Origin of the sequence: uncultured Ferrimonas sp. (genome assembly GCF_947489035.1) — a bacterium.
Classification (GTDB): Bacteria; Pseudomonadota; Gammaproteobacteria; order Enterobacterales; family Shewanellaceae; genus Ferrimonas.
This window is the reverse complement of record NZ_CANLCI010000031.1, coordinates 1-24,691: the sequence shown is the minus strand read 5'-3', so window position 1 is coordinate 24,691 and position 24,691 is coordinate 1. Positions and strand designations below refer to the sequence as shown.

The 24,691-nt window shown below is 54.3% G+C and carries 24 protein-coding genes and 3 tRNA genes; 8 read left to right on the top strand and 19 right to left on the bottom strand.

What is annotated here, in order from left to right; all coding sequences use genetic code 11:
- Nucleotides 1–7: 7 nt before the first annotated feature.
- The 4 genes from Q0796_RS15700 to trmB form a co-directional block, all read right to left on the bottom strand.
- The gene (locus tag Q0796_RS15700; RefSeq protein ID WP_298444854.1) at nucleotides 8–802 is read right to left on the bottom strand and encodes a DUF2884 family protein; all 795 of its coding nucleotides are present in this window, start codon (nucleotides 800–802) and stop codon (nucleotides 8–10) included.
- Between the two features lie 192 nt (nucleotides 803–994).
- The gene (gene glsB / locus Q0796_RS15695; RefSeq protein ID WP_298444852.1) at nucleotides 995–1,909 is read right to left on the bottom strand and encodes a glutaminase B; all 915 of its coding nucleotides are present in this window, start codon (nucleotides 1,907–1,909) and stop codon (nucleotides 995–997) included.
- Nucleotides 1,910–2,248: a 50S ribosome-binding protein YggL gene (locus Q0796_RS15690; RefSeq protein WP_298444851.1), complete on the bottom strand. Its 339-nt coding sequence runs from the start codon at nucleotides 2,246–2,248 to the stop codon at nucleotides 1,910–1,912. It lies immediately after the preceding gene.
- A gap of 10 nt (nucleotides 2,249–2,258) precedes the next feature.
- Nucleotides 2,259–2,975, bottom strand: a complete 717-nt coding sequence (gene trmB, locus Q0796_RS15685; protein ID WP_298444850.1) for a tRNA (guanosine(46)-N7)-methyltransferase TrmB — start codon at nucleotides 2,973–2,975, stop codon at nucleotides 2,259–2,261.
- A gap of 78 nt (nucleotides 2,976–3,053) precedes the next feature.
- On the opposite strand from trmB, the gene mutY reads away from it, so the two are divergent.
- Nucleotides 3,054–4,091, top strand: coding sequence for an A/G-specific adenine glycosylase (mutY, locus tag Q0796_RS15680; RefSeq protein ID WP_298444848.1), 1,038 nt, complete (start codon nucleotides 3,054–3,056; stop codon nucleotides 4,089–4,091).
- A gap of 135 nt (nucleotides 4,092–4,226) precedes the next feature.
- On the opposite strand, the gene Q0796_RS15675 is transcribed toward mutY, so the two are convergent.
- From Q0796_RS15675 to Q0796_RS15660, 4 genes are all read right to left on the bottom strand, one after another.
- Nucleotides 4,227–5,444 (bottom strand): carbohydrate porin, encoded by a 1,218-nt coding sequence (locus Q0796_RS15675; RefSeq protein WP_298444900.1) that lies wholly within the window; start codon nucleotides 5,442–5,444, stop codon nucleotides 4,227–4,229.
- Entirely contained in the window at nucleotides 5,444–6,682 is a 1,239-nt protein-coding gene (locus Q0796_RS15670) for a glycine betaine/L-proline ABC transporter ATP-binding protein (protein WP_298444846.1), read from the bottom strand. The genes Q0796_RS15675 and Q0796_RS15670 overlap by 1 nt, the downstream gene beginning before the upstream one ends.
- A complete protein-coding gene (locus Q0796_RS15665) occupies nucleotides 6,675–7,574 on the bottom strand; it encodes a proline/glycine betaine ABC transporter permease (RefSeq protein WP_298444844.1) in 900 nt (299 codons plus the stop codon). The genes Q0796_RS15670 and Q0796_RS15665 overlap by 8 nt, the downstream gene beginning before the upstream one ends.
- Nucleotides 7,575–7,645: 71 nt before the next feature.
- The gene (locus Q0796_RS15660; RefSeq protein WP_298444842.1) at nucleotides 7,646–8,656 is read right to left on the bottom strand and encodes an ABC transporter substrate-binding protein; all 1,011 of its coding nucleotides are present in this window, start codon (nucleotides 8,654–8,656) and stop codon (nucleotides 7,646–7,648) included.
- Nucleotides 8,657–9,098: 442 nt separating this feature from the next.
- Between Q0796_RS15660 and Q0796_RS15655 the strand changes: the two genes are divergently transcribed.
- A complete protein-coding gene (locus Q0796_RS15655) occupies nucleotides 9,099–9,371 on the top strand; it encodes an oxidative damage protection protein (protein WP_298444840.1) in 273 nt (90 codons plus the stop codon).
- A gap of 108 nt (nucleotides 9,372–9,479) precedes the next feature.
- Here the strand turns inward: Q0796_RS15655 and Q0796_RS15650 are convergent, their stop codons facing one another.
- The 10 genes from Q0796_RS15650 to Q0796_RS15605 all read right to left on the bottom strand — a co-directional run bounded on the left by Q0796_RS15650 (nucleotide 9,480) and on the right by Q0796_RS15605 (nucleotide 18,959).
- Complete coding sequence (locus Q0796_RS15650) at nucleotides 9,480–10,298, bottom strand: ABC transporter permease subunit (protein WP_298444838.1); 819 nt, start codon at nucleotides 10,296–10,298, stop codon at nucleotides 9,480–9,482.
- Nucleotides 10,298–11,206, bottom strand: coding sequence for a heme ABC exporter ATP-binding protein CcmA (gene ccmA, locus Q0796_RS15645; RefSeq protein ID WP_298444836.1), 909 nt, complete (start codon nucleotides 11,204–11,206; stop codon nucleotides 10,298–10,300). Before ccmA ends, Q0796_RS15650 begins: the two co-directional genes overlap by 1 nt.
- Before the next feature lie 5 nt (nucleotides 11,207–11,211).
- Complete coding sequence (gene nosD / locus Q0796_RS15640) at nucleotides 11,212–12,495, bottom strand: nitrous oxide reductase family maturation protein NosD (RefSeq protein ID WP_298444834.1); 1,284 nt, start codon at nucleotides 12,493–12,495, stop codon at nucleotides 11,212–11,214.
- Between the two features lie 87 nt (nucleotides 12,496–12,582).
- Complete coding sequence (locus Q0796_RS15635) at nucleotides 12,583–13,122, bottom strand: nitrous oxide reductase accessory protein NosL (RefSeq protein WP_298444832.1); 540 nt, start codon at nucleotides 13,120–13,122, stop codon at nucleotides 12,583–12,585.
- A 53-nt stretch (nucleotides 13,123–13,175) separates the two neighbouring features.
- Nucleotides 13,176–14,120, bottom strand: coding sequence for an NrfD/PsrC family molybdoenzyme membrane anchor subunit (gene nrfD / locus Q0796_RS15630; RefSeq protein ID WP_298444830.1), 945 nt, complete (start codon nucleotides 14,118–14,120; stop codon nucleotides 13,176–13,178).
- Between the two features lie 5 nt (nucleotides 14,121–14,125).
- The gene (locus Q0796_RS15625; RefSeq protein ID WP_298444898.1) at nucleotides 14,126–14,848 is read right to left on the bottom strand and encodes a 4Fe-4S dicluster domain-containing protein; all 723 of its coding nucleotides are present in this window, start codon (nucleotides 14,846–14,848) and stop codon (nucleotides 14,126–14,128) included.
- 42 nt (nucleotides 14,849–14,890) lie between these two features.
- A complete protein-coding gene (locus Q0796_RS15620) occupies nucleotides 14,891–15,574 on the bottom strand; it encodes a tetratricopeptide repeat protein (protein ID WP_298444828.1) in 684 nt (227 codons plus the stop codon).
- A 27-nt stretch (nucleotides 15,575–15,601) separates the two neighbouring features.
- Nucleotides 15,602–16,429: an FKBP-type peptidyl-prolyl cis-trans isomerase gene (locus Q0796_RS15615; protein WP_298444827.1), complete on the bottom strand. Its 828-nt coding sequence runs from the start codon at nucleotides 16,427–16,429 to the stop codon at nucleotides 15,602–15,604.
- A gap of 39 nt (nucleotides 16,430–16,468) precedes the next feature.
- Nucleotides 16,469–16,891 carry a rhodanese-like domain-containing protein gene (locus Q0796_RS15610; RefSeq protein ID WP_298444826.1) on the bottom strand — a complete coding sequence of 141 codons (423 nt, stop codon included), beginning with the start codon at nucleotides 16,889–16,891 and terminating at the stop codon, nucleotides 16,469–16,471.
- Between the two features lie 49 nt (nucleotides 16,892–16,940).
- Nucleotides 16,941–18,959: a cytochrome c3 family protein gene (locus Q0796_RS15605; RefSeq protein ID WP_298444825.1), complete on the bottom strand. Its 2,019-nt coding sequence runs from the start codon at nucleotides 18,957–18,959 to the stop codon at nucleotides 16,941–16,943.
- A 584-nt stretch (nucleotides 18,960–19,543) separates the two neighbouring features.
- On the opposite strand from Q0796_RS15605, the gene nrfE reads away from it, so the two are divergent.
- Genes nrfE through Q0796_RS15590 form a run of 3 tightly spaced genes read left to right on the top strand, consistent with a single transcriptional unit; the run spans nucleotide 19,544 to nucleotide 22,546 of the window.
- Nucleotides 19,544–21,469: a heme lyase NrfEFG subunit NrfE gene (gene nrfE, locus Q0796_RS15600; RefSeq protein WP_298444824.1), complete on the top strand. Its 1,926-nt coding sequence runs from the start codon at nucleotides 19,544–19,546 to the stop codon at nucleotides 21,467–21,469.
- A complete protein-coding gene (locus tag Q0796_RS15595) occupies nucleotides 21,463–21,918 on the top strand; it encodes a cytochrome c-type biogenesis protein CcmH (RefSeq protein ID WP_298444822.1) in 456 nt (151 codons plus the stop codon). Before nrfE ends, Q0796_RS15595 begins: the two co-directional genes overlap by 7 nt.
- A 13-nt stretch (nucleotides 21,919–21,931) precedes the next feature.
- The gene (locus tag Q0796_RS15590; protein ID WP_298444820.1) at nucleotides 21,932–22,546 is read left to right on the top strand and encodes a TlpA disulfide reductase family protein; all 615 of its coding nucleotides are present in this window, start codon (nucleotides 21,932–21,934) and stop codon (nucleotides 22,544–22,546) included.
- 59 nt (nucleotides 22,547–22,605) lie between these two features.
- Here the strand turns inward: Q0796_RS15590 and Q0796_RS15585 are convergent, their stop codons facing one another.
- A complete protein-coding gene (locus Q0796_RS15585; protein ID WP_298444819.1) occupies nucleotides 22,606–23,910 on the bottom strand; it encodes a winged helix-turn-helix domain-containing protein in 1,305 nt (434 codons plus the stop codon).
- A 291-nt stretch (nucleotides 23,911–24,201) separates the two neighbouring features.
- On the opposite strand from Q0796_RS15585, the gene Q0796_RS15580 reads away from it, so the two are divergent.
- From Q0796_RS15580 to Q0796_RS15570, 3 genes are all read left to right on the top strand, one after another.
- Nucleotides 24,202–24,277: transfer RNA gene (locus Q0796_RS15580), tRNA-Phe, on the top strand.
- Nucleotides 24,278–24,344: 67 nt separating this feature from the next.
- A tRNA-OTHER gene (locus Q0796_RS15575) sits at nucleotides 24,345–24,432 on the top strand.
- A 187-nt stretch (nucleotides 24,433–24,619) separates the two neighbouring features.
- A tRNA-Phe gene (locus tag Q0796_RS15570) sits at nucleotides 24,620–24,691 on the top strand.

Below are 24,691 nucleotides of genomic sequence, written 5' to 3'. Positions count from 1 at the left end.
CTATTTTTTAGCGTAAAAACGCGAGCTCGTTTTGTTCTGCAGTCACCAGTTCATATGGTTGCAGTTGCGGCACTAAATCGTGGATCCGCTGCTCCTGCAGATCCAATTTTTGCCATTGGCTACACAGCTGCTCAGCTTGCACCTCTAAGTTGTCGGCGCGCAGCTCAACCTGTTGCTCAATACGCTCGCCCATGTTTTCCATTGAGCTGGCAAAATTTTCCATCCGTTGCTCGAAGCTGCCTTCGCCGTTGCTCATGGATTCGCCCAAGCTCATCAACAGTTGGCCGATGCCTTCGCTCATCAGCTGCTCCATTTGCGATTCAACCGCTTCGCCAATCTCATCACCGGCTTGATCAAACGATTGGCTTAATAATTGATAGCTGCCATCTTCGGCGCTGACCGCTTTGGCTACTTCTTGCTGCAGGCTAGCCATCAATTGCTCTGGGGTGTCACTGTCGATGTTCAGTTCTTGGAATACTTGCGAGATCACATCCGCCGCCAACGACAGGGCGCTGTTGACGATCGCCACCAGATCTTTCGAACCAATCAATAACTGCTGCTGAAACTGTTCAAGCTGGTAGCGCTGTTCTGGGGTAAGTGCCACCTTTTGACCATCAACCAGCAGCTGGCCATCTTCAAAATGGTACAGGGTCTGCTGTTTATCACTGATAACTAACTGCTGTGGACTGACTTGCAGATCGTAATTCAGCTCCACCTGACATTGATTACCATCAACATCAATCTGGGCGCCAAAGGCCAAAGAAGGAACAAGTAAGCAGCAGGCAAGCAGGCGTTTAAACATAATCAACATCCTTTTATTTATCGGGTGGCGGCCAATCACTGCTGATTAGCACGAATGCTTACCCATAAGCCACAATCATGCCAACATTTAAGCTGTTGATTTTATTGAGTTACAGATAATAAAAAACCACAGTCACTGGCGAATATCGCCAATAACTGTGGTTTTAATCTAGACCGCTGGCCAAGGCTTGCGCTAAAAAATAGAGCGTCCTAATCGTTTGCCCAGCATCTCTAAGATGGCGATGCCAGCTAACGAGTTACCGCTCTCATCCAATTCAGGGCCCCAGACGCATACGCTCATCTCGCCGGGCACCACGGCAATAATGCCGCCGCCAACGCCACTTTTACCGGGCATGCCAACTCGATAGGCAAATTCACCCGCACCATCGTACAAACCAGAGGTTGCCAATAAGGCGTTCACCTGACGGTTTTGCTTCTCCGACAACAACCGGCGATCGCCTAGGCACACCCCCTTGTTGGACAAGAAGAAAAACGCCCGCGCCAGATCAGCACAGCTCATCCGTACCGCACAGTGGTTAAAGTAGGTTTGCAGCACCTGATCAACGTCGTTATTAAAGTTACCAAACGATTTCATCAAGTACGCGATGGCAGCGTTACGCGCCATATGCTGATATTCCGACTGCGCCACCGCTTTATCCGACACAATTTGCGGGTTGCCAGAGAGATCTCGCACCAGCTCAAGCATCCGCTGTCGTGGGGCACTTAATCGGCTTTGCAGCAGATCGGTGATCACCAAGGCACCCGCGTTGATAAAGGGGTTACGGGGTTTACCGCATTCGTGTTCCAGCTGTACCAGCGAATTAAAGGCGTTGCCCGAAGGCTCTTTACCTACCCGACTCCACAGCTCGTCTTCGCTGTAGAGGGTCATCGCTTGCACCAAGGCAAACACCTTGGAAATACTCTGGATCGAGAACGGCTGCTGATAATCACCCGCCCCCACCACACCACCATCGGCGGTGCACACGGCGATCCCAAGCTTATTGCCATCCACTTTGCTTAGCTCGGGAATGTAATCAGCTACCTTACCCTGACCTAAAAGGGGTGCTGCATCCGCCAGCACCCCCTCTAGCAGGCTAACGTCCGGCACTTAGCCCCACCAAACGTCGTATAGCTCGGTAACTTTTACGTCACTTACCGGCTTATCGTTGAAGAAAGCCACAATCGCTTGGCGGTGGGCGTCGGTGCATTTGCCGATATCACGGGTGCAAACCAAGCCTTCCCACGCACGATGGCCAGAACCAGAGAAGCCCAGCTGCTGTGGCTCGATGACGTCGTCGATCAGCTGACCAACCACTTGATCGATCTGCGCTTCGCTGGCTTCAGCATTGAAAGTCCAGAAGACATCAAAGCCCAGCTCTTGGAATTCACCGGTACGCAATTTCTTGTGAATGCGCGCGTTACGTTTTGCGTTTTGCTTAATCGCCATGGTGCTTCCTTCAGTTAACTTTCTTGTAGATCAGATCCCAAACACCGTGACCTAAGCGTTGGCCACGGGCCTCAAACTTGGTCAATGGGCGGAAGTCAGGGCGTGGTACAAAGTTGCCATCGGTGGCAGTGTTAGCGAAACCAGGGGCTTCGTTCATCTCTTCAACCATGTGCTCACTGTACGGTTCCCAGTCGGTCGCCATATGGAACCAGCCACCCACCTTCAGCTTGCTGCGAATGGCAGCAATGAACTCTTCTTTTACGATACGACGCTTATGATGACGTTTTTTGTGCCACGGATCAGGGAAGTACAGCTGCACTCGATCCAAGCTTTCATCGGCGATGCAATCGGCCAATACTTCTACCGCATCGTGCTCGTACACTTTCAAGTTGGTGACTTCCAACTCTTCGGCGTACAGCAGGCAGGCACCAACACCGGGGCCATGCACTTCAATACCAATAAAGTTTTTTTCCGGTTCGGCCTTGGCCATCTCAACCAGAGACTTGCCCATGCCAAAACCAATTTCGAGTACCACTGGCGCGCTGCGGCCAAAGGCGGCATCGATATCCAATTTGCCATCCACGTGGTTCAAACCCATGGTTGGCCAGTACTGCTCCATCGCGCGGGCTTGACCTTTGGTCATGCGGCCTTCGCGCTTAACGAAAGAGCGGATTTTCCGCAGGCGCAGATCTTCGTTAGATTCTGACGCTTTTTGCTCTTCACTCATCTGTTCTTCTCGCTTGAGGCATCGGACGCTACACTGTCGCCCACAAAAACGCGTGATTGTATTTTAGGTTGCCCATCGATGGAAGCGAACCCGACTAGCTTTGCTAGCCAAATCTTATCTTGGTATCACCAACACGGACGAAAAACCCTTCCTTGGCAGCATAATCGCACCCCATATCGGGTGTGGTTATCCGAGGTTATGTTGCAGCAGACGCAAGTCGCTACGGTGATCCCGTACTTCGAGCGCTTCACTGAGCGCTTTCCCACCCTAACCGATTTGGCTAACGCCGACATCGATGAGGTGCTGCACCTGTGGACTGGGCTCGGCTACTACGCCCGTGGCCGCAACCTGCATAAATGCGCGCAAGTGATCCGCGATCAACACAACGGCGAGTTCCCAACCGACATTGACACGGTAATGAGCTTGCCGGGCATTGGCCGTTCCACCGCCGGCGCCATTCTAAGCTTATCGCTGAATCAGCCCCACGCCATTTTAGATGGCAATGTTAAGCGGGTGCTGGCTCGCCACAACACCATCGACGGTTGGTATGGGGTGAAGGCGGTAGAGAATAAGCTGTGGCAAGTGGCCATCGCCAACAGCCCCAGCACTGAGATCCAGCCTTATAACCAAGCGATGATGGATATGGGGGCGATGATCTGCACCCGCACTAAGCCAAAGTGCGACCGGTGCCCCGTTGCCGCCAGTTGCCAAGCGCGGTTAACCCATCGCATCGCCGACTTTCCCGGCAAAAAGCCCAAGAAAGACAAACCCGCTAAGCGCGGCATGTTACTGGTGCTGTTGCACGACAATCAGATCTATCTAGAGAAACGCCCACCCAGCGGCATTTGGGGGGGGCTGTGGTGCATGCCACAATTTGACAACGACACTGCGCTAGAGCGCTACCTTGCTAACCTGCCACTGGCGGCAGAGCCAGAGCCACTGGCTGCGTTTCGGCACACCTTTAGCCATTACCACTTAGATATTGAGCCCATGGTGGCACTGCTCACGCACAAGCCGAATCGGGTTGCCGAGCAACAAGGCGATTGGTACGCCCTTGGCGAGCAGCACAGCATCGGCCTTGCGGCCGCCACGGAAAAGATCTTAGCGCAGCTGTAACGCGGCTCAATCGCCACCCAACCATCACATCGTAAGCAAAGCGATCAACAACCAACAAAAAGCCCACCGAATTCGGTGGGCTTTAGTGATTGCGCTTAGCTGTAGTAACTCAGCGCGCGGTACACACTTAGCGCATTAGAAGTAGTAACCAACGTTGATGTTAAAGCGCTGATTGGTGCCATCCGTGCCCACCAAGCTGCCGCCAACAAAGGGTTGGTTTTCCGCAACCACAAAATCAACGTAGGTAAACAAACCGCCAGCGGCGATAGCCACCCCAGTTACGTTCATAAAGGTGTCTGCTAAGTTGCCTGATTTTTCAGTGATGATGCTGTAATCGTTGTAGAAGGTCAGGTTGGATACAGGCCCAATGCTGACTGGCAAGCTGTAAGCGATGTTGGCCATGTAGCTGGTGGCTTCCGCGGGGATCGAATCAAAGAAGGCGTAAGCACCAACCACCATCTGCGCCACATCCATGCCGTCCACGTCGTAACCGTAATCGGTTAGCTGCAGCTTCAGGTTCCAGCGATCGTAATTGACCACACCGTGCACGGCGGCAGCGTAGTGATCGCCATCGTTGTTATCCAGCTCTAATTGGCCAAACTGGCCAGAGCCGCCAAATTCTAACGCCACCTCATCCCAGTTGAAGTTATGCACGTAACGCACGTTAAAGGTGTTGGTTTCACCGGCGGCCATGCTTGGCGCAGCAAAGGTGCCTTCGCCATCCAAGCGCACGCCGACGACATCGTAAGAGTAACGATCGGCGCGGTCGCCTACGTAGCCATCAATGCCGCCCTGTTCGTCGTTTTTATAAAACGCCAGATCTAAGCGACCACGGTCATTGGTGTAGGTGTAGTTCAACCCCAGATCGTAATCGTCTTCCAAGCCGGTGTAGAAGTTAGAACTAAAGAACCAGCTGTTCGATGCCCAAGTTAAGATCCCGAACGGCACCTGAGTAACACCGATTTTGCCCTGCTGGTGTTCATCAAAGTGGTAACCAACGTAAGCGTGGTGCACCACATCCATGTACTGATACCAGCGGTATTCCGCCGATAAAATGACCCCATTGATCTCGCCATCCACACCAATACGGAACAGTTCAAAATCGATGTCGCCACCGCGATCTTCGTTGTCGTTATCGTAATCGGTGTAGGAGTAGGTAAAACGCGCCGCGCCACCAAATTTAAACGCGCTGTCTTGGGCTTTACTGGTTTCGGCTTGTTCCGATTCCAGCTGCTCAATTCGTTGCTTCAGCGCATCGAGCTCTTGCTCAACGTTAGTGCTATTCGCGGCATAAGCGCCGCTGCTGGCCAGCGCTAAGCCAACGAAAGTGGCGGCTAGTGAAATACGCACAATCAAACATCCTTTTGGTCGTCGTTAGTTGGGGAAGGCTTGTCGGCGTCCTCTTCATAGAAGTCCGCCAATACTTCGGCCAAGTGGCCGCGAGACAGCTCCCCTTGAATGTCACCGTCTGCATCAACCACAGGCAGTGGGAAATCAGCACCCATGGTGCCGGGAATAACACTTTCCAGTGGCGCATCCGGCGCAATGGCTGCAACTTGTTCCAGCTCAAACTCATCCATCGGCAGCTTGTGGTTGTCTTCAACCGCCACCTCCAGCGCCTGCTGGCACACCACCCCTTGATAGCCATCATCGCTAACGTAATAGGCGTAATCGGCGGTGGTTTTCTTCATCTGCTTCAGAGCTTCACCAATGGTGTCGGCGGTTAAGCGCAGCGCCGGTGGCCGCATCACGGTTTCTACCGTTAGGGCGCGCGGGCGGTTGACGTCTTTAACAAAGGCTTCCACGTAGTCGTCGGCAGGGTTCATTAAGATGTCCACCGGCTGGCCCACCTGCACCAAGTTGCCATCTTTCAAAATGGCGATGCGATCGCCAATTCGCAGGGCTTCATCCAGATCGTGGGTGATGAAGATGATGGTCTTATTCAACTGCTGTTGCAGTTCAATCAGCTGATCTTGCATCTCGCTGCGGATCAGCGGATCCAGCGCCGAGAAGGCTTCGTCCATCAGCAAAATTTCTGCGTCGGTACACAGGGCACGGGCTAAACCAACCCGTTGCTGCTGACCACCGGAAAGCTGCGATGGGTACTGTTGTTCGTACCCCGCTAAGCCCACGGTTTCCAGCCACTGCTTGGCGGTGGCGTTGCGGCTCTCTTTTGCCACCCCTTGTACCTTCAGGCCGTAGCTGACGTTGTCCAACACGGTGCGGTGTGGCAGCAGGCCAAAGCGTTGAAACACCATCGACATCTTGTGACGACGAAACTGCTCTAGCTGTTTTTGCGACAGCTGCATTACGTCTACACCGTCCACCAAAATTTGGCCTTCGGTAGGATCAATCAAGCGATTAAAGTGGCGGATAAGGGTGGATTTGCCCGAGCCCGATAACCCCATGATCACGAAGATCTCACCGCGATTAATGCTGAGGTTAATCTCTTTAAGGCCAACGGTATGGCCACTGCTGGCGAGGATCTCGTCTTTGCTTAATCCCTGCTTCACCTGCGGCATGATCTGCTGCGGATTTTTGCCAAACACCTTATACAGGTTGTTCACTTCAATCAGTGGTTGCTCACTCATGGTGGCCTCCCTGCATGTGTTTCTGGGTACGCTTGGCGTAAGCCTGAGTGGCGCGATCGAAGATGATCGCCAACGCCACAATGGCTAAGCCGTTGAACAGGCCCAAGGTAAAGTATTGGTTGGTGATCGACTTCAGCACCGGTTGGCCTAAGCCCTTAACCCCAATCATCGAGGCGATAACCACCATCGCCAGCGCCATCATGATGGTCTGGTTGATGCCAGCCATAATGGTTGGCCCAGCCAGCGGCAGCTGCACCCCAACCAAGCGTTGCCAAGCGGTTGCGCCATAAGCGGTGGCGGCTTCCAGCACCTCTTTATCCACTAAGCGAATGCCCAAGTTAGTCAGGCGAATTACCGGCGGAATGGCGTAGATCACCACCGCGATCACCCCTGGAATTTTGCCAATCCCCAGCAACATCACCACCGGAATCAAGTACACGAACGCCGGCATGGTTTGCATAATGTCCAGCACCGGAGTCACTATCGCTTGGGCGCGGTTCGAGCGCGCCATTAAGATCCCTATCGGCACTCCTAGGGCGATAGCCAGCATGGTACATACCGTAATAATGCTGAGGGTTCGCATGGTGTCTTGCCACATGCCGAAGTAGCCGATCAGCAAAAACGCCACCACCACCGACAGCGACATCTTCCACGAACGGCTGGCCAGATAGACCAAGCCGGTGATCACAATCAGCACCGCCCACCAAGGCGATTGCACCAACAACTTTTCGAACCAAATAAGAAAGTCCAACAGCGGACTAAAAAAGCCTTCAATAGCATCGCCATACTCGCGCGAAAAATCGCGGTAGGCGCCATCTAAGTATTTGCGGATCTCCAACAGATCGGCACGGTCCATCTTAGGGAACTTGCTCAGCCAAGAGGAATCAGCCATGGGTTGTGCACCTCATAGTCTTTATTTTTATGGGAGGAAAAGGCGAGGCGCGGTGGCCTCGCCAGAAGCAGTTACAGTTCGTCGATTGCCGACAGAACGTTTTGTGCAACTGCGGCTGGAACCCACTGGCTCCAGATGGCTTGGTGATTGATAAGGAAGTGTTCAGCGGCAATGCCGCCATCGGCTTGGTTCTCTTCCATCCAAGCCAGCAGACCGTTCATCTGTTCGTTAGTGAAGCTGCGCTTGCCTAAATACGCAAATACCTGTGGCGACTTATCAGCAAAGCCGTAGGTGGTTACCGTGGCCACCTCTGCCGATGGGTACATCGAGACCTTAGGCTCAGCACACTCTTCTTTGGCTAAACAGCTGCGGAAGTAATCGGCATCAACCCCGGTGCCAAAATCGACTTTAACCATTTTGTACTTACCCAAAATGGCGGTGGGTGCCCAGTAGTAACCAAACCACGGTTTTTCACGTTCGTACGCTCGGGCAATGGCACCGGCTAAGCCTGCACCTGAACCTGGATCAACCAGATCAAAGTTGTGTTGTTCCAGCGCTAACGCATTAAACAAGTTCTGTGCTGAGAGCTGGCAACCCCAACCGGCAGGGCAACCATAAAAGGCGGCGCGGCTTGGATCCTCTGGGTGCTTGAACAGCTTCGCGTTGGCGATAACCCCTTCGATGGTGGCCAAGCTTGGATCTTTATCGACCATATACTGCGGTACCCAGAAGCCCTCTTCGCCGCCATCGGACAGCGAATGCCCCGCCAGCGCCAAACGCTTATCTTGGATGCCGCGATCCACCAACAGCTGCACCGTGTTAAACCACATCTCTGGGGCAATGTCCGGTTCGCCTTTCTCAATCATGGAGGTGCTGGTGGGCATGGTGTCGCCCGGTACCAGCTCGGCTTCACAGCCAAAGCCGTGCTCCAGGATAAAGCGATCAACATTGGCGATAAGCGATGCCGAGCTCCAGTTCATGTCGGCGATGGTGACTTGCCCGCACTGCGGTGCGGCAAGGGTTGGCAGGCTAAATATTGAGGTTGTCAGTAACAACCCAGCGATAATAAATGGATTTTTCATTTGAGCTCCCTGCCCTTTACTGCATTTTTGCAACCGCAAAATGTTACAGACCAGAGCGTCCGAGTACAAATTTATCTACTTTTTTGTTATTTATTCGCAAATAAATCCACTTAAATTGACACCAAAAGGCAACAAATTAAACCAAGTAAAAAACCAAAAAACGAAGGCCATTCGCGTTAACAACCATGGGGCTCGGCTGGCTGACGCTGAACCCAAACCGCGAACAAAACACGATGACCGCAACAAGCCGCGCCAGCCGTTTCAGTGGCTGCCAGCGCCAATATCGAGAAGCCGCCCAGCGTTGCTGCCATTCACCGCAAGTCAACGTCAAGTTAATCCGGGTTAACAACCGCAGCGGCTCGCCCTTTTTCCTTCGCAGCATGTGCAGCGCTGGCGCGCATCTGGTATAAACAGCAAGGAATTTATTTTAGGAAGCAGCATCATGGCACGTACCGTTTTTTGCCAATATCTGAATAAAGACGCCGCAGGGTTAGATTTTCAGTTTTACCCTGGCGAGTTGGGCAAGCGCATCTTCGATAACATCAGCCAAGAAGCGTGGGGTTTGTGGCAGAAGAAGCAAACCATGCTGATTAACGAGCATAAATTGAACATGATGAACGCCGACCATCGCGCCATGTTAGAAGAAAAAATGCAGGCGTTTTTGTTTGAAGGCGCTGAAATTGAAATTGAAGGTTACAAGCCGCCAGAGGCTTAATGCCGTCGCGTCTCGATTAACAATCGACGTCGCCAGCAATGGCAAAAAAGAGGAGCTTAGGCTCCTCTTTTTGTTGGGCGTTATCCGGCGAATTGATTACCGCGTTAATCAAATCACCCAGCGCTGAAACCGAACCAGATTGGCCAGCAGCGCCAATGCCAACCACAGCAGCAACCCCGCCAGCAGCATCATTACGCTAACGCTCGAGGTGGTGACAATATTCAACACCCCCACCATCGAATCGTGGCCAACGTACAGCAGGTTGGTTAGCCGAAACAGATCGACCGGATTGGCTAGGATCAACACTTTTAACCACAGCGCCTCGCCACCGGCGACGATCATCGCCAACAACGCTAAATCGTACAGCAGCACCAACAGGAACCACAGCAGCAACCCTGCCGCCAGCGCCCGTCCCTTACTGCTTACCGACAGACTGATCAGGTAACTGAATAGCAAGAACAGCCACGACAGCAGCGTGGCGCTAACAATAAACAGCGCAAACGCGGCAATCAGCAGCGGCCACGCTACCGCACTGAACAGCATCATCATCAGCGCCGTGGTGCCAAAACCCAGCACGCAGGTGGTCGCGAGTATTGCCCCTTGGCCAACAAACTTACCCAACAACAGCTGGTTGCGGCTAATGGGGTAGGACAGCAACAGCAACAAGGTGCCGCCCTCTTGCTCGCCCACCACGCTGTCGTGGCCAAGCAGCAGTGCAATCAACGGAATAACAAAGGCGGCTAAGGTGGCCAGTGCCGAGATGGCCGGGGCGAGTTCAGGCACCACCAGCTGGCCGTTTACCGCCGAGCCAAAAAACGTCACCGCCAACGACAGCAAGGCAAAAATAACCGCGGCACACAGCAACCAGCGCTGGCGCCAGCCATCGGCAAACTCTTTTTGGGCAATGATCAACATCGGATTGGGCATCAGGCCACCTCTGCCGCAAGTGCTTGGCGCTGGCAGTGGTGATAGATCTGCGCCAGCGACGGCGGCACCACATTGAAATCGTAAACACCGTGGTATTGGGTTAGCCGCTGTAACAATGGTGTTCGCAGCTCGTCCGCCACCATAAACGCCTGCACCTTGGGATCATAAAACGGCGCGAGCTGGCTGTCGCTGGCGGCCAGCTCTGCTGCGGCGGTTGCCTCTACCCGTGTCGGCAAACTATGTTGCTGCCGCAGCTGCGCCATGCTGCCCTGCGCCGCCGTGTGGCCGCGAGCAAGAATGAGCACTTGATCTAGGTAGTGGTCGATTAAGTTGAGTTCGTGGGTGCAGATGATCACCGCGCAACCCTGCTGCCGCAGCGCATCCACTTGCTGATACAACATCGCTGACGCGGCGGGATCTAACCCGACTGTGGGCTCATCCAAGATCAGCACCTGCGGCTTGGCTAAGATCGCCTGTGCCAACCCCAGCCGTTGCCGCATCCCTTTGGAGTAAGTGGCTACTTTGCGGCTTTGCACCTCGGTCAGCTGGATCTGCGCTAATACGTCGTCCACGCGCTGGCTGGTGATCCCGCGTAAACGGGCAAAGAAGGTAAGCAGTTCACGGCCACTGAGGTTGCCATACAGGCTAACTTGCTCCGGCAGATAGCCAATCGACAAGCGCTGGCGATTGCGCGCCAGCACCGGATCTTGCCCCTGTACCCGCACCCTGCCCGCATCGGGCTGGCTTAACCCCAAGATCAATTTAAGTAGGGTGGTTTTACCGGCACCGTTATGGCCCAGCAGCCCCAACAGTTGCCCCGATTGTAGCGCCATACTGACGCCACTCAGCGCCTCGACTCCAGCAAAGCGCTTTACTGCGCCAGTTACCGACACTGCACTGTCTGCCATGGTTATTACTCCAGCTGCGACGTCAGCGACACTTGCCTCTGCGTCTTCATTTGCGCCGTGATTGGTGGCGTCATTAGCGGATGAGAATCGTGGATCCCGCTGCCCTGTTCCTGTTGGAATTGCCGTTGCAGCCAACGCAGCACGGTGATCACTGGGCTGTTCATCAAAAAGCGCCCTTCGGGGTAGATCCAGAACAGCCGATCAAGGGCATCGTTGGGGCGATAGCTTTGATCGCCAATGCCATCACCGTTGAGATCCCAGCCTGAATAGCTGCTCCAGTAGTTGCCGACGCCATCATGGCTCCAATCAAGCACTGCAGTGCCGACGTACTTCACTTGGGTGCCATTGTGAACAAACTGATTGCCATCAATGCGGTTGCCCTCGCCCCCCATCGCCATGGAGATGCCAATTTGGCACTGTTGCAAACGGTTTCCGCTAATGGTGTTGTTCTGCGCGCCATAGATAAATACCCCTTTGCCTTCGCCATCAAACACGTGATCGGCACGGGGGTTGGTTACTCGCGCCACATCGTTGTGCAGCAAGCGCGAGTCGGTGCTCATGTTAAGCAGCAAGCCAAATTCGATGGCATCGCGCAGCCGATTGCCAATCACATCAATGCGCTTAGAGCCCATAATGGCGTAGCCACCAAGCACTTGTTGGCTGTCGTTACCGCTGGCACTTGAATCCTTGGCGTACATAAAGTGCACCGGATATTGCTGCTGGCTCATGCGGTTATCGGTAATCACCACATTGTCGCTGGACTCCAGATACACCCCATCACGACCGCCTACCAAGGTGTTGGCGGTAATGCGAGTGGCACTGACATTTTTTAGGTAGATGGTGTCGCCACGCTGCAACAGTGCCCCTTGCAAGGCACCGGTGATCTGATTGCCGCGAATATCAACGTTTGATGCGTTATCGAAGCGGATCCCAAAGCCGGGGCCGCTAAGCTGATTATCCAGCAGCTGAATATTGGCGATATCGCGGCCGCGAATGGCCGCATCGTGCTGATACAGATCCGCGCCCCAGTTACGAATAGACAGGCCGCGAATGGTGATGTCATTGCTGCCCAGCACCAAAGCGCTGCCACGGCCGCCCGCATCGATGATCGCCGCGGCGCTGCCCGAGACAATCAGCGGCTTATCGATCTGCACCTGGGTGTGGTACACCCCTGCCGCCAGCACCACTTCATCCTGGGCACTGGCTTGGCTGAGCGCCCGTTGCAGCTGTGCGGTGGTGGCCACCAAGTGCTGCTGTGCCCAGCCACTGGCGGACAGCAGCAACAGCAACAAACCGCAGCAAGGCCAAGGCCAAGACCGAGACCGAGGCCAACCCCCAGAACAAATGCCGCCACGACTGGCCATCAGCACTCGGCCTTAGTTGCCGTGGCTCTGGCCGTGACCGTGGCCTTTATGAGCTAGGGTGCCAAGGTTGTTCAGTGTCAGCTGGGCATAGGGCAACACCACCCCGCCATAGGCGCTGGCAAACTCTGTTGCTGCTTGCTCAGAGCTAAAGCTGGCCAGCGTTGGCCCCATCGCGCCGTGGCGAGACGAGCTGGTGACATACCAAGCGTCCTTGGCGTGGATAAAGGCCGAGTCTGCCGGTTTATCCCAGTCGGTTATGGCCAGATCATGCACCCAAGCCTGCGCCACTTGGCGCTGGTTCTGTGGTTGCAGCAGAAATTGGAACATATCGCCGCTAGAGCAAAACGCCAGCTGCGCGGGCTGCCCCTGCAGTTGCACAACGCCTTTGGGGCCGGGATAACGGGTGATGGCCATGCCACATTGATGGCAACGACGCTGATCGTCGATGGCGTCTACCACGGTAACGGTGGCAGCCGCAGAGTTTGGCTCGGCTCCGGTTTGGCCGCAACCCGTCAACATCAGGGCGAGAAACAGCAAAGAAAAAATACGCATAACGATTCTCAAAAAAAACAGAGGGGCAAATGATCCCCCCCGTAAGGGCAAAATCAGAAGCTGTAGATCTGGCCGGCGTACAGCAGAAACAAACGCAGGCACATCATGCCGCAAACCACACTGGCGCCGGTTAAGTAGAAGGCTTTATTGGAGTGGGCAAAGCGTTGCCCAAAGGCAAAGTTAGCCAACAGCGGTAGCGCAAAGCCCAAGCCAACCACCCCAAACCAGAACAAGCCAGACCAACTGCCTTGAACGAAGGCTTGGGTGGCCGCCTGACTGCTGGCATCGCCGAAGATCAGCCCGCTAAACAGCATAAACAGGAACATCGCTTCCACCGCCATCAGTGGCCATTCCGCCCCGTGCAGTAGTTTTAGATCGCTGCTGTGCAGCGGCTCTTTAAACCACATCACCGCCACCATTTTCGCCATCGCCGTTCCCGCCGATAGGCCAGAGACAATAAACAGCGCTGGCAGCAACGAGGTATTGATGATCGGGAAGCTGATTAACGCCGAGATCAGAAAGCCGGTGTAAGCACAAACCGCAACCGCCAGCACCAACGACAGCTTTTCAAGGGGCAGCCGCCAAGCACTTAACCACTCAAGCCAGGGCGCCATAAACGCTAATTTGCTGTTCGCCGTTAACGCTTCCTGCAGTGCCAACGCCAACAACAGCGCCGTCAATGGGATGTAAATCAGCAGCACGATCACCCCCAGCGACATCACTGAATTCAGGTTGTAGTAAACCAGTATTCGCCAGAAGAACAGCGGGTTGGTTAGATCCAACACCAAGCACAGCATCCCCAAACAGATGGTGACAAAGGCCACCACCGTGGCGGCTTTCAACAGCGGCGTGTTGCCGCTTTGCTGCTTAAACAGCCGCAGCAACAGCGCCACCGCTAAGGCCCCCCCGGAGATCCCAGCAAAGAACAGATACACCGCAATGGGCCAAGGCCAAGCGATGCCGTCGCTCAGGCCGGTAGAAAAATCGATTCCGTTCATAATGATCACACCTCAGGCTTAGTGATGGTGATGTAATAAAGGTTCGGATCGGTGCCAAGGTGTGGCTTAACCCGACTGGTATTCTTAACCTGCAACAGCTTGCTGACGTAGGAATCTGGATCGTTGGCATCGCCAAACACCAACGCCTTAAATTTGCACTGAGACACGCAGGCCGGTAGCTCGCCTTTGGCCAGTTTGCTGTTGAGGCAAAAATCGCAGTTGTCGGCCACATCGGTGTCGCTGTTGATGTAGCGCACGTTGTAAGGGCAAGCGGCAATGCAGTACTTGCAGCCGGCGCACTTATCGCCATCCATGGTGACGATGCCGGTGTTCGGATCGCGATTGGCCGCGCCCGTGGGGCACACCATGATGCACGGGGCGTTGTCGCACTGCTGGCACGACACCCGCACGTATTTGCGGTCGCAATGGCAATCCGTTTTGCCGCATTTTTTGCAAACCGCGCCTTCAACCCGATCACTTTGCCGCTCTAACGTCAGTCGTGCGATCCCGGCCGGCAGATCATTGGCCTGATTACAGGCGTCTTCACAGCGGCCGCAACCAACGCACTTGGTTTGATCGAACACCATGACGTACTTGGGGCCGGCTTTGGTTGCGCTTGGATCGGTTGATCCACACCCCGCCGTAGCCAGTGCCAACGAGCCAGCACCGATGCCTTTCAGCAGATCCCGTCTCGGTAAATTGATGTGTTTCACATCACCCTCCACCATCTCTATTGTTATTGTCACAAGCCAATTCAGCCGTTAGGGCTGTCATTGCGTCCTGTCTAACTTGGCCTGAGCCCGAGTGATAGCGCCCTCAATCGTGCGCCGATAAGCGCCGCCATTGCCGCTATCAAGCAGCTGCTGCCAGTGTTCGATTGCCGTTTTATAGTCTTGTTGGCGGTAGGCGTAGGTGGCCATGAATTCCAAGGTGGTCACGTCGCTGCTATCCAATTGCAGTGCCGCGGCCAATGCCTGCTTGGCTTCGTTGCCCAGAACCCGCCCGTCGCGGTAGTACCGATATTTGGCGGTTAACCCCAACCACGGCGCCGTTTCACCGTGCTGCGAGCGCAGCTGCTGCAGCACCTTGAGCGCGTCATCGTATTGGCCGCCAGCGGCGTGATCTTTAGCCAGCTGCAACAGCACCTGCTGATTTTGTGGCTGCTCGGTTACTTCTAAGCGGCTTTTATTGATGGCCGCTTGCAGCAAATAGTCGGTGTGCACGTCAGCTACGCCGCGGTGCCAGTCGCCATAGCGGCCGAGCTGGCCATACAGCAACGTGGGTAAAGCGAGCAGCACCAGCAGCATTGTCGGCAGCCACCAAGACGGCAACGCTGCGGTTGGCTTGTTCGCCTCGGCCACCAGCGCTAATCGCGCCTGTTGGTGGCAACGCGCTACCACGGCGACCAGCACCAGTCCAATCAAAATCAACGCCACCGTTAAGCTATTCATCATCTGCAACCGCCTATGGCCACTTCGGGGTTAGCCCTTGGGTTGGCTGTGCTGCAGGGTTGGCGACGACATCATGCCCATGTTCATCTTCATCCCCCCCATGCCCATGCCGCCCATGCCTTTGCTCATGTCCACCCCTTGATGGGCTTGGCCGGGCTTTTTGGTGTCCAGCAATTCGATATCAAACACCACGGCTGCGCCCCCTGGGATCGCCCCCATGCCCTCGTCGCCATAGCCCAGCGCGGCGGGAATGGTGAAACGGTAGGTGGAGCCCACGGGCATCAGTTGCAGCCCCTCTTCCCAACCGGCGATGGTATTAATCAGCGCCACCTTTTGTGGCTCGCCCGCTTGGTGGGTGTCTTGGAACACGTTGCCGTTAATAAAGCTGCCCTTGTAATGCACCGTTACTGCGTCTTCGCGAGCGGGTTTAACGCCATCGCCGGCCACCAGCACTTCATACTGCAGCCCAGACTCGGTCACGGTTACCCCAGCTTTTTCGCTGTTGTTGGCAAGGTAATCGCGGGACTCTTGGCTCAGCTGTTTGCGCAGCGCCGCTTCGCGTTCTTGCTGGCGCTGGTTCAACAGTTGGGCGCGGTCGTTCAGCAACCCCACCAGCGCGTCTTTATCCATCTTTTCCAGCCCATTGATGGCGTCGGCAAAGCCGGCGATCAGCGGCTCGGATTCAAAGCTCAGGCCAAACTCTTGCTGGCTGGCCATCTGCCCTACTACGTACTTGCCCATGGAAGCGCCAATGGCGTAGGACTCTTGTTGCAGATCGGACGTTTGTGCCATTACGGCGGCGCTGCAGCCGCCAGTCAGCGCGAGCGATACAACTAGGGGTTTGATAATTAGCTTCATAATTTGTGTTCTCGTTAGCTCACTGCACAGGAATGTTAATTAAGGCTTTTCGACCACACGGCCAGACATGCGCCAGCCATAGATGCCATCGGGCATCTGCCGCACGTTGGTGTAACCCAGTTGCATCACCGAATAGGCGGCGATTTCGCTGGCGTTACACAGGCGGTTAGCGCAGTAAAAAATCAGCGCTGCGTCTTTGTCTTGTGGCAGCAGTGATTTCCAATCTTCAGTAAAAAAATGAACCGCTCCGGGGATAAATCCTTCCGCCCAAAGCTCCAAGGTATTCACGTCAAAAAAATAAACATCGTTGTTGCCAACCAGCCGCTCGGCCTCCTGCATGCTGATGTAGTTCAGTTCCAGCCGGTATTCATCAGCTGGGCGGATCTCGTCAGCCCCACCGGCCAGCGCTAAGGGCGCAAACCAAAGCAGTGCCACACTCAGCGCAGTAATGAATCGTTGCATTGTCCGCTCCTTAACTTGCCCCCAGCAACGCTGCTGGGGGCCGTTCGGGTTAGTTGTTGTAACCAGCGTCATCCATGATGGACTGCGCTTCTTGGACGTAGATCCAAGCGTCGTTCATCAAGCGTTTGGATAGGCTTGGGCCGTGCACGCCCCAAGAACCGTCCTTAGCAATCTTGGCGACGGAATCGCGAGCTTTATCCACCATCATCAGCACTTTGGCTTGGTCAGATACCGACAGGCGGGTCACGTTCATCAGCTCATCAATGCGTTCTAACTGCTTGATGACCTTGGCGTGTGTCTCCTTAACCGGCTCTTGCCACTCCACCACTTCGCCGTAGATCTCTTGCTGGTCTTCAAAGTGCAGCCCTTCATCCAATTCCGATTGGAACTGGCTGTGACAGCCTTTGCCGTTCACCACGGTCAGATCCAGCGCCGAGGTACGGGCACAGGTCCACATCAGATCCAGGTAGGAGTAGCCATCTTCATCCTGCGCCACGGTCCAGCCTTTGGTTTTGGAGGAGCGCGGTTTGCCTTCTGGCGGATTCAACGTCTTCTTGGTGGCACTGACATTGATGTTCCAGATGTGAGAGGCACGAACGTTGTCGAAGCCAGCTTCATCAGGGAACTGAATGGCGGTGAACTTTTCACAGCTGCCCATGTTGGGCATGTGACAAGAAGTACAGTCGTTATCGCTGTGGGGCTTGGATGAGTTGTGGAACTCCGCCTGCACTTCGTGGCAGTCGGCACACTCTTTCTTCAGCTTGGTTTTGGTGACGCCAGACAGGTAGCTGCCATCCGTCACTTCGTGGGGATCGTGACAAGTAGAACAGCGCATGCCTTTGTCGTAGTGCGCCGAATTGAACATCTGGCCACCCTCGGTACCACAGGATGGACAAGCGCCCTTCATCTTCACGGTAAAGGCATCTTCTGGCTTGGCATTCGGGCCTTCAGCCATCTCTGCCACGTAGTTGAAACGCTGGTGACAACGTTCACAGTTGGACGGCATGCCGCCCCCTACACCACCGTCAAGGTGGGCACCGGCACCGTGACACTCTTCACAAGCGATGCCCTTGGAGATGGTGTGCTTACGCAGCTCCTCTGGCTTGCCCAAGGCGTCGAAGAATTCTTGCTTGTTTTTGAAGTCGAACTTGAAGGTGTGGCACACCTCGCAGTAAGACGACGCCGGCTGGAACAAGAACACCTTATCTTGCTTAGCACCGTAGGAGTTGACCCCCCATACGTTCGAACCAGAATCACCAAACTCCGCCATGGTGGCCGGGAAATCTGGGATCACTTCTTTAATTTCACGGGCTTTTTCTGGGGTTAAGAAGGTCAGCCAGTTTACCGAGAACTGGTTGCTGCCCGCGTGCAGGGTGCCGGTGCCGTCTTTAAGCAAGCCATCACGCACACTGTAGGAACCACGCACTAAGAACGGATCGATGTAGCCGTATTTGGTTCGCGGCGTGCCAATCAAGGCATAGATGTAATCCTGGGTGATCCCCGACGGCAGCAGCGGCACATCGGTGCCATACATGCCCTTTTTCAGATCGCCACCGGCTTCCACCACTTCCTCTGGGAAGCGAACGGTTTTAGCGTGACGGGAGCGTTTCCACTTTTCAAACTGAACCCCGTGGCATTCGCCGCATTTCTCCGGGCCAATAAACTTGTTGGGGTAATCCAGAATCGACTTAGCTCCCAAGCGGTACTGAGCCGCAGTCGGCCGTCCGGTCTTTTCGCTGTAATCTTCAGAATTACCGGTATGCAGGTACTCTTCGCCACGATCAGAGATATGGGGCTTGCCCACCATTCGTCCTTCCGGCGCGTAAGTTTTGAACACCGGGTGGTTCTCAAACAAGAAATCCCACAACTCTTTTTCTTGCACGATATAGTCGTGTAACGACTTAACGCCCTTCTCTTCCTCGGTTCCATCGGGGTTAGCCAATATCATCCGAGCTTGAGGTGACTGTTTATAGCCTTGGTCGCTTTGCGCTGCATCGGACGCTTGGGCAGTGGCTGCCCCAATACAGAGCATGGCGCCTAACGAAGCCTTTATTTTCCAGCCTTTCATCATCATCTCCTACAAAAGGTATTTAGTTCCCGGCTTGGCAACCACCATTTGCAAACTGGCTATTGCCAATTTTAAATCTGCTTTAGCCAGGAATCTGAAACTAATAAGGCCAGAAAAATACCGCTAAATTCGTGAGCGCAGACACGAACCCACTTCAGTTTATTGTCAGCAGTGACACATTTAGAAGGAAAAGGCAATTTCCAAACAAATACAATCACTTAGACAAAGATAAAGGAATGCAGCTTTATTATTTAAGAGTGTTTTTGATTGAACTAATCAGATAAAAAAAGATAAAAGCCACAATCTGAAACCATAAAAAAACATAATTTCAAATAAAATCATCTCGGTTTATGGTTTATTTGAGTAATTGTCGCCAACTTATTTTATTGATCACAGTTTTACTCACTCACCATCAAGCGGGCATTTATTCAGTGCTAAAGTGGTTGCACTCAAGCCATTGCATTGACTGTTGTCGTAATGAGTTCCTCGATGTCGCTGCAGCCATTTATTCCTAAGCGTGATTCCAATCGAAACAACTGGGTTTCGCCTAAATGCTGCATCCCTAATAGAATAAGGGGCCCGCTGTGATTCCTGAGATCGGTCACTTCTTACTGATTGTTACCGCCGCACTGGCGCTCGTGCTCGCCAGTTTCAGCCTTTGCTGGGGGCGAGCCACGGAAGCCTATGTTGCTCGGCTCACGCCAGCGCTCGCCAATTTGATGGCCTGCGGCGCGCTGTTGGCCTGCGCCACCTTGGTGTATGCCTTTATAAGCAACGATTTCTCGGTGGCGTATGTGGCGCACCATTCCAATACCCATCTGGCTTGGTACTTTAAGGTTGCGGCGCTGTGGGGGGGCCATGAAGGCTCAATCCTATTTTGGACATTGGGGCTGATCGGCGTTACCGCCATGGTGGCAGGCAAGCGCCAGCAGCCAAGCCATTTTGACTGCCGCAGCAGCCACATCTTGGCGCTGTTGAGTTTTGGCTTCTTACTGTTTGTGCTGCTTACCTCGAACCCCTATCTGCGCTTGCTGCCCCAGATCCCCATCGAAGGACGGGATCTCAACCCAATGCTGCAAGACATTGGCCTGATCCTGCACCCGCCGATGGTGTTTCTGGGCTATGTGTCGCTCACGGTGCTGTTCGCTGGTGCCATTACCGTGCTGCTTAGCCGTGGTCAGTTGCAGCAACACGTTGACTGGTTTCGCAGCTGGAACCTAAGCGCTTGGTGCTTTTTAACCTTGGGCAATTTGTTTGGCGCGTGGTGGGCGTACAACGAGCTGGGCTGGGGCGGCTGGTGGTTTTGGGATCCGGTGGAAAACGCTTCGTTTATTCCGTGGCTTATTAGCAGCGCCTTGCTGCACACCTTGTACTTAAATCGACAACGTAACGCGCAGATCCTCACCTGCTTACTGTTATCGCTCGCGGGCTTCAGTGTTTGCCTTATCGGCACCTTCTTGGTGCGTTCTGGGGTGATCCAATCGGTGCATGCGTTTGCCGCCGATCCCAATCGCGGCATCGGCATTTTGTTGCTACTGTTAAGCGCCATTGTCCCTGCGCTGATTGTGTTCGCGATTCAGGCACCACGGTTGCAACGCAGCCGCGCATTGCCCAGCGGCAGCAGCCATTGGCTGCTGATGATTGCCGCCCTGTTGCTTAATACTGCCGCCATATCGGTGCTGCTTGGCACCTGTTACCCCTTTATCTTCAATGTTTTAGGTTTAGGGGCGATCTCTGTTGGTGCGCCCTACTTTAATAGTGTGTTCATTCCCATTGTTAGCCTGTGTGCGGCGCTGTTGGGCTGGATAAACTTGTCTCGCGCCTACTGGAACCGCAAAGCCAAACTGATGCTGGCGGCGGTTGTGGCCAGCGCGGCCTGGATGATCAACCTCTGCCAACCCAGCAGCGAACCGCTGTGGATGTGGCAGGGGTTCGCCGCTGCCTTCTGGCTTGGCAGCAGCTTGTTTATCGCCACGATTGCTCACGCTAAGCGCGCCAGATTGAGCTTAAAATTGCCGGCCTTGGTGACCCACAGCGGCATTGCCATCTTTATTCTTGGGGCTACGGTGCTGTCCAATTTTGAACAAGCGGCGATGGTCAAGATGGGGCCAGGCAACGGCAAAGTGGTGGCGGGCTTTACCGCCATCTATCAGCAAACCGATCGGCTGCAACAGCGCAGCTATCAAGCGATGCAGGCCACCATTCGCATCGAAAACAACCAGCAAGAAACCCTTGGCTACCTCTATCCACAGCGGCGCACTTACATAGATGATTTAAGTGAAATGACCATCGCTGGGGTGCATCACTCACCGCTGTCTGATCTGTATTTGTCGATGGGGCCGGCGCTCAGCGACAGCGAATATCTGGTGCGGATCAGCTACAAGCCGTGGGTGCGGCTGCTGTGGTTTGGCGGGGTGATTGGCGCCATTGGCGGTGGGCTGGCGTGGCGCCGTGCCCGCAAGCAATCGACACAATCTGAGCAATCCATGCAAGGATCTTCTTTATGTTGAAAACATTACTGTTAACGCTGCTGTTGTTGGCGGCCCCCCAAGTCGCGGCAGAGCCGCAACCTGCACCGGAAAAGCTCGATGCTGGATCGGCCCACTCAGCACCAACCGGCGCGGAATTGAATGACGCGGTTAACGCCATTGCCGCCGAACTGCGCTGCCCAGCCTCGGTTAATTTAAATCTATTGGAGTCGGAAGCGCCCATCGCTTATGAGCTGAAAGGGCAAATTGCGGCGCAGTTACAGCAAGGCAAGAGCAAACAGCAGATCATCGACCGCTTGGTGCTGCGTTATGGCCCGCAGATCCACTATCAACCGGCATTTGCTGCAACCACTGCGCCGCTGTGGATCCTGCCGCTGGTTCTGGTTGGGCTTATCCTATTGATGCTGCTGCGGCCAACCTTACGTTCAACATTCGGCTCAACCAAATCGCCCCATCGCCCTCGCCATTAATCCGGAGTCCACCATGAAGTTGCGCCCTGTTATCCTTTCCTTAGCCGTGGCGTGTGCCCTGCCGATGCTGGCTCAGGCATCCAATTTGGCTAAGGCTTACCCCACCGGTGAACTGATTGATAAGCCGATGATCATGACCAAGTTTGTCGAGTTCAGTAATGCCCGCACCCCGCCAGAGCTGATCTTTAACGACCGCCAAGGCCAGCCGGTTTCCATGGATCAGCACCAGGGTAAGCTGGTGTTAATCAACATCTGGGCCAGCTGGTGCGGCCCCTGCATCAAGGAGATACCGGCGCTGCGGCAATTGGAACAACAGTTCAGTGATAAACCGGTCAAGGTTGTGCCGGTGTCGATAGATGATCTGTCCAGCGACGAGGTTTACCAAGTGTTGGCCAACTATCAGCTGCAACACATCGATTCGCTGTTTGATCGAGGCCACGCCATGAATGGCGTGATGCCGGTGAACGTGGTGCCCGCCACCTATGTACTCGACAGTAATGGCAACTTAGTTGGCTTTGCCCGTGGTTATCTGGACTGGCAAGACCCACAAGTGGCGCCCTATATGGCGCAACTGATCGACAAGTACACCCACATTGGCGTTGCTTCCTCCACCGAGGATCAGCACTAGCTTCAGTACATTCCCCACAAAAAGGCGACCGGTTGGTCGCCTTTGTTTTTGCCGTGGCATTACATCGACATGGTCGATTGCTTCATCCACGCCATGGTGTGGCCGTAAAACGGGATCACCCACGCCGCCGAATGCTCATCTTGGTAAAAGCGGTAAAAATAGAGCGCATCATCGGACAAACTTTGGCGCCGTAATTCGCGATAAAAAGGCAAGGCCGCGGGGGTAACCACTTCCGGCTTATGCAAATTGCGGCTGCTGGTTATCACCTTAAACACATCCACATGTTGCTCACCGATGTTGGCATCAAAGCGCACAAACTCCCCTTCAAAGTCGTACTTAATTGGCGATGTTTTGCAGTCTTGATCGGTCACGCAGAAGGAGGCAAAAAACAGCCCTTGGCTGTCGTCTTTATAGACCACCGAAATATTGTGATCGACCCGCACCAACAGCTTATCGTTGCGGGGGAAGTACAGATCGGCGCTGTACATGTGCTCGGTTAGTTCGCCCTGGCTGTAGGGAATAACCGGCAATTCGATGCGGTTGTAGCGGATCCGCTGCTCCATGATCTTGGCCAGCTCAAAGAACAGCGGCAGATCCATGTTTATCTTTTCGGTGGCGGGGAAACTGATGTTGACGATGTCCTTGCCGGGACAACCATTGCCGTAATCTGGGCAGATAGCGATGGAATCGGTTTGACCATCGGTAAGCGCAAACGCCCGATAATCACTGAGCAGCGGATGGGCGCTGCTATTGCCACTGAAGTGGCGTTGCCAGCGCAGCAGTTGAGCACCGTTGCCCGCAGGCGAGGCCAATACATCAACTTGACCGATGCCGTTGCCAATGGCTAAGTCACCAGACTCTAACCACAGCCAATCTTTGACGCTGTTACTGGCATGAATGCGCGGGACAACCACCACCATCACCAATGCCAGTGCCGACACCAGCACAACACTGAACAGCAACCCACGCCGAGCCCGCTGCCACACTCGCGCCATGGCGTGGTTTGCCAGCAGCGGCTCATCGCATTCGGTCTCGGCAATTGGCAGCGGCGCACTATCCTCGGCGATCACTAACTGGTAACCGCGGCGGGCAACGGTCTTCAAATTGAATTCGGGGTAGGCTTCGAGCTTCTTACGTAGGGTGCTGATGCACTGGATCAATGACGACGGTGCCACCACTCGTTCTGGCCACCCTACCGCTAACAGCTCATCCTTGGTGCAGATGTCATGCTGACTGACCACCAAATGGTGCAGTACCGCAGATTCCGCAAAAGAGAGCCCCACCTGGTTGCCCGTGCGCTGGTCAACTAAGCAAAGCTGTTGATTATCCAAGATAAGATAATTGGTTAGCTGCAAGTGTTTCACTACGATCGCCTAATCCATTTGGGGATGATGAGCACCGTAAAAGTACCCAGTCGAAGCCACTGATCGCTCCGAGCCATAATTATGCCTACAGAATAACCCTAGTCTTGTGATGGTTTTCTCAGAATCGGAGTTCGCAGCAGGGCAGATCTTGATGGCGCAACAGTTCGTACTCCGAAAGGCTGCAAAAACGACACAACAAAATCCCAAACGAGGTTTTTTTCATCAAACAGATCTGATGCCACTAAAATTGTTTGACTGCCGCAACACAAAGCCGTTTAATAGCGCCCCGTCGCCTCGTTAGCTCAGTTGGTAGAGCAGCGGATTGAAAATCCGCGTGTCCCTGGTTCGATTCCGGGACGAGGCACCATCTTTCGATTGACTGATTCAGTTCGGTTAGTCAAAGTTGTTGCTAAATATATGTTTCGCGACAACTTGCCTCGTTAGCTCAGTTAGTAGAGCAGCGGATTGACTGGTTTTGAAGATCAGCGCATATCCCTGATTCGACTCCGCAACGAGGCACCATTTTTAAGCTGGAAACAGCTGCGGTGTTAAGTGGTTTCACTTACTCCATCGCCTCGTTAGCTCAGTTGGTAGAGCAGCGGATTGACTGATTTTGAAGATCAGCGCGTATCCCTGATTCGACTCCGCAACGAGGCACCATTTTTAAGCTGGAAACAGCTGCGGTGTTAAGTGGTCTCACTTACCCATCGCCTCGTTAGCTCAGTTGGTAGAGCAGCGGATTGAAAATCCGCGTGTCCCTGGTTCGATTCCGGGACGAGGC

Excerpts from the sequence above, each read along its gene's own strand:
- Q0796_RS15700 (WP_298444854.1), bottom strand. The coding sequence starts at position 802 with ATGTTTAAACGCCTGCTTGCCTGCTGCTTACTTGTTCCTTCTTTGGCC.
- Q0796_RS15690 (WP_298444851.1), bottom strand. The coding sequence starts at position 2,248 with ATGGCGATTAAGCAAAACGCAAAACGTAACGCGCGCATTCACAAGAAA.
- trmB (WP_298444850.1), bottom strand. The coding sequence starts at position 2,975 with ATGAGTGAAGAGCAAAAAGCGTCAGAATCTAACGAAGATCTGCGCCTG.
- mutY (WP_298444848.1), top strand. The coding sequence starts at position 3,054 with ATGGAAGCGAACCCGACTAGCTTTGCTAGCCAAATCTTATCTTGGTAT.
- Q0796_RS15670 (WP_298444846.1), bottom strand. The coding sequence starts at position 6,682 with ATGAGTGAGCAACCACTGATTGAAGTGAACAACCTGTATAAGGTGTTT.
- Q0796_RS15665 (WP_298444844.1), bottom strand. The coding sequence starts at position 7,574 with ATGGCTGATTCCTCTTGGCTGAGCAAGTTCCCTAAGATGGACCGTGCC.
- Q0796_RS15660 (WP_298444842.1), bottom strand. The coding sequence starts at position 8,656 with ATGAAAAATCCATTTATTATCGCTGGGTTGTTACTGACAACCTCAATA.
- Q0796_RS15655 (WP_298444840.1), top strand. The coding sequence starts at position 9,099 with ATGGCACGTACCGTTTTTTGCCAATATCTGAATAAAGACGCCGCAGGG.
- Q0796_RS15650 (WP_298444838.1), bottom strand. The coding sequence starts at position 10,298 with ATGCCCAATCCGATGTTGATCATTGCCCAAAAAGAGTTTGCCGATGGC.
- ccmA (WP_298444836.1), bottom strand. The coding sequence starts at position 11,206 with ATGGCAGACAGTGCAGTGTCGGTAACTGGCGCAGTAAAGCGCTTTGCT.
- Q0796_RS15635 (WP_298444832.1), bottom strand. The coding sequence starts at position 13,122 with ATGCGTATTTTTTCTTTGCTGTTTCTCGCCCTGATGTTGACGGGTTGC.
- nrfD (WP_298444830.1), bottom strand. The coding sequence starts at position 14,120 with ATGAACGGAATCGATTTTTCTACCGGCCTGAGCGACGGCATCGCTTGG.
- Q0796_RS15625 (WP_298444898.1), bottom strand. The coding sequence starts at position 14,848 with ATGGTGGAGGGTGATGTGAAACACATCAATTTACCGAGACGGGATCTG.
- Q0796_RS15620 (WP_298444828.1), bottom strand. The coding sequence starts at position 15,574 with ATGATGAATAGCTTAACGGTGGCGTTGATTTTGATTGGACTGGTGCTG.
- Q0796_RS15615 (WP_298444827.1), bottom strand. The coding sequence starts at position 16,429 with ATGAAGCTAATTATCAAACCCCTAGTTGTATCGCTCGCGCTGACTGGC.
- Q0796_RS15610 (WP_298444826.1), bottom strand. The coding sequence starts at position 16,891 with ATGCAACGATTCATTACTGCGCTGAGTGTGGCACTGCTTTGGTTTGCG.
- Q0796_RS15605 (WP_298444825.1), bottom strand. The coding sequence starts at position 18,959 with ATGAAAGGCTGGAAAATAAAGGCTTCGTTAGGCGCCATGCTCTGTATT.
- Q0796_RS15595 (WP_298444822.1), top strand. The coding sequence starts at position 21,463 with ATGTTGAAAACATTACTGTTAACGCTGCTGTTGTTGGCGGCCCCCCAA.
- Q0796_RS15590 (WP_298444820.1), top strand. The coding sequence starts at position 21,932 with ATGAAGTTGCGCCCTGTTATCCTTTCCTTAGCCGTGGCGTGTGCCCTG.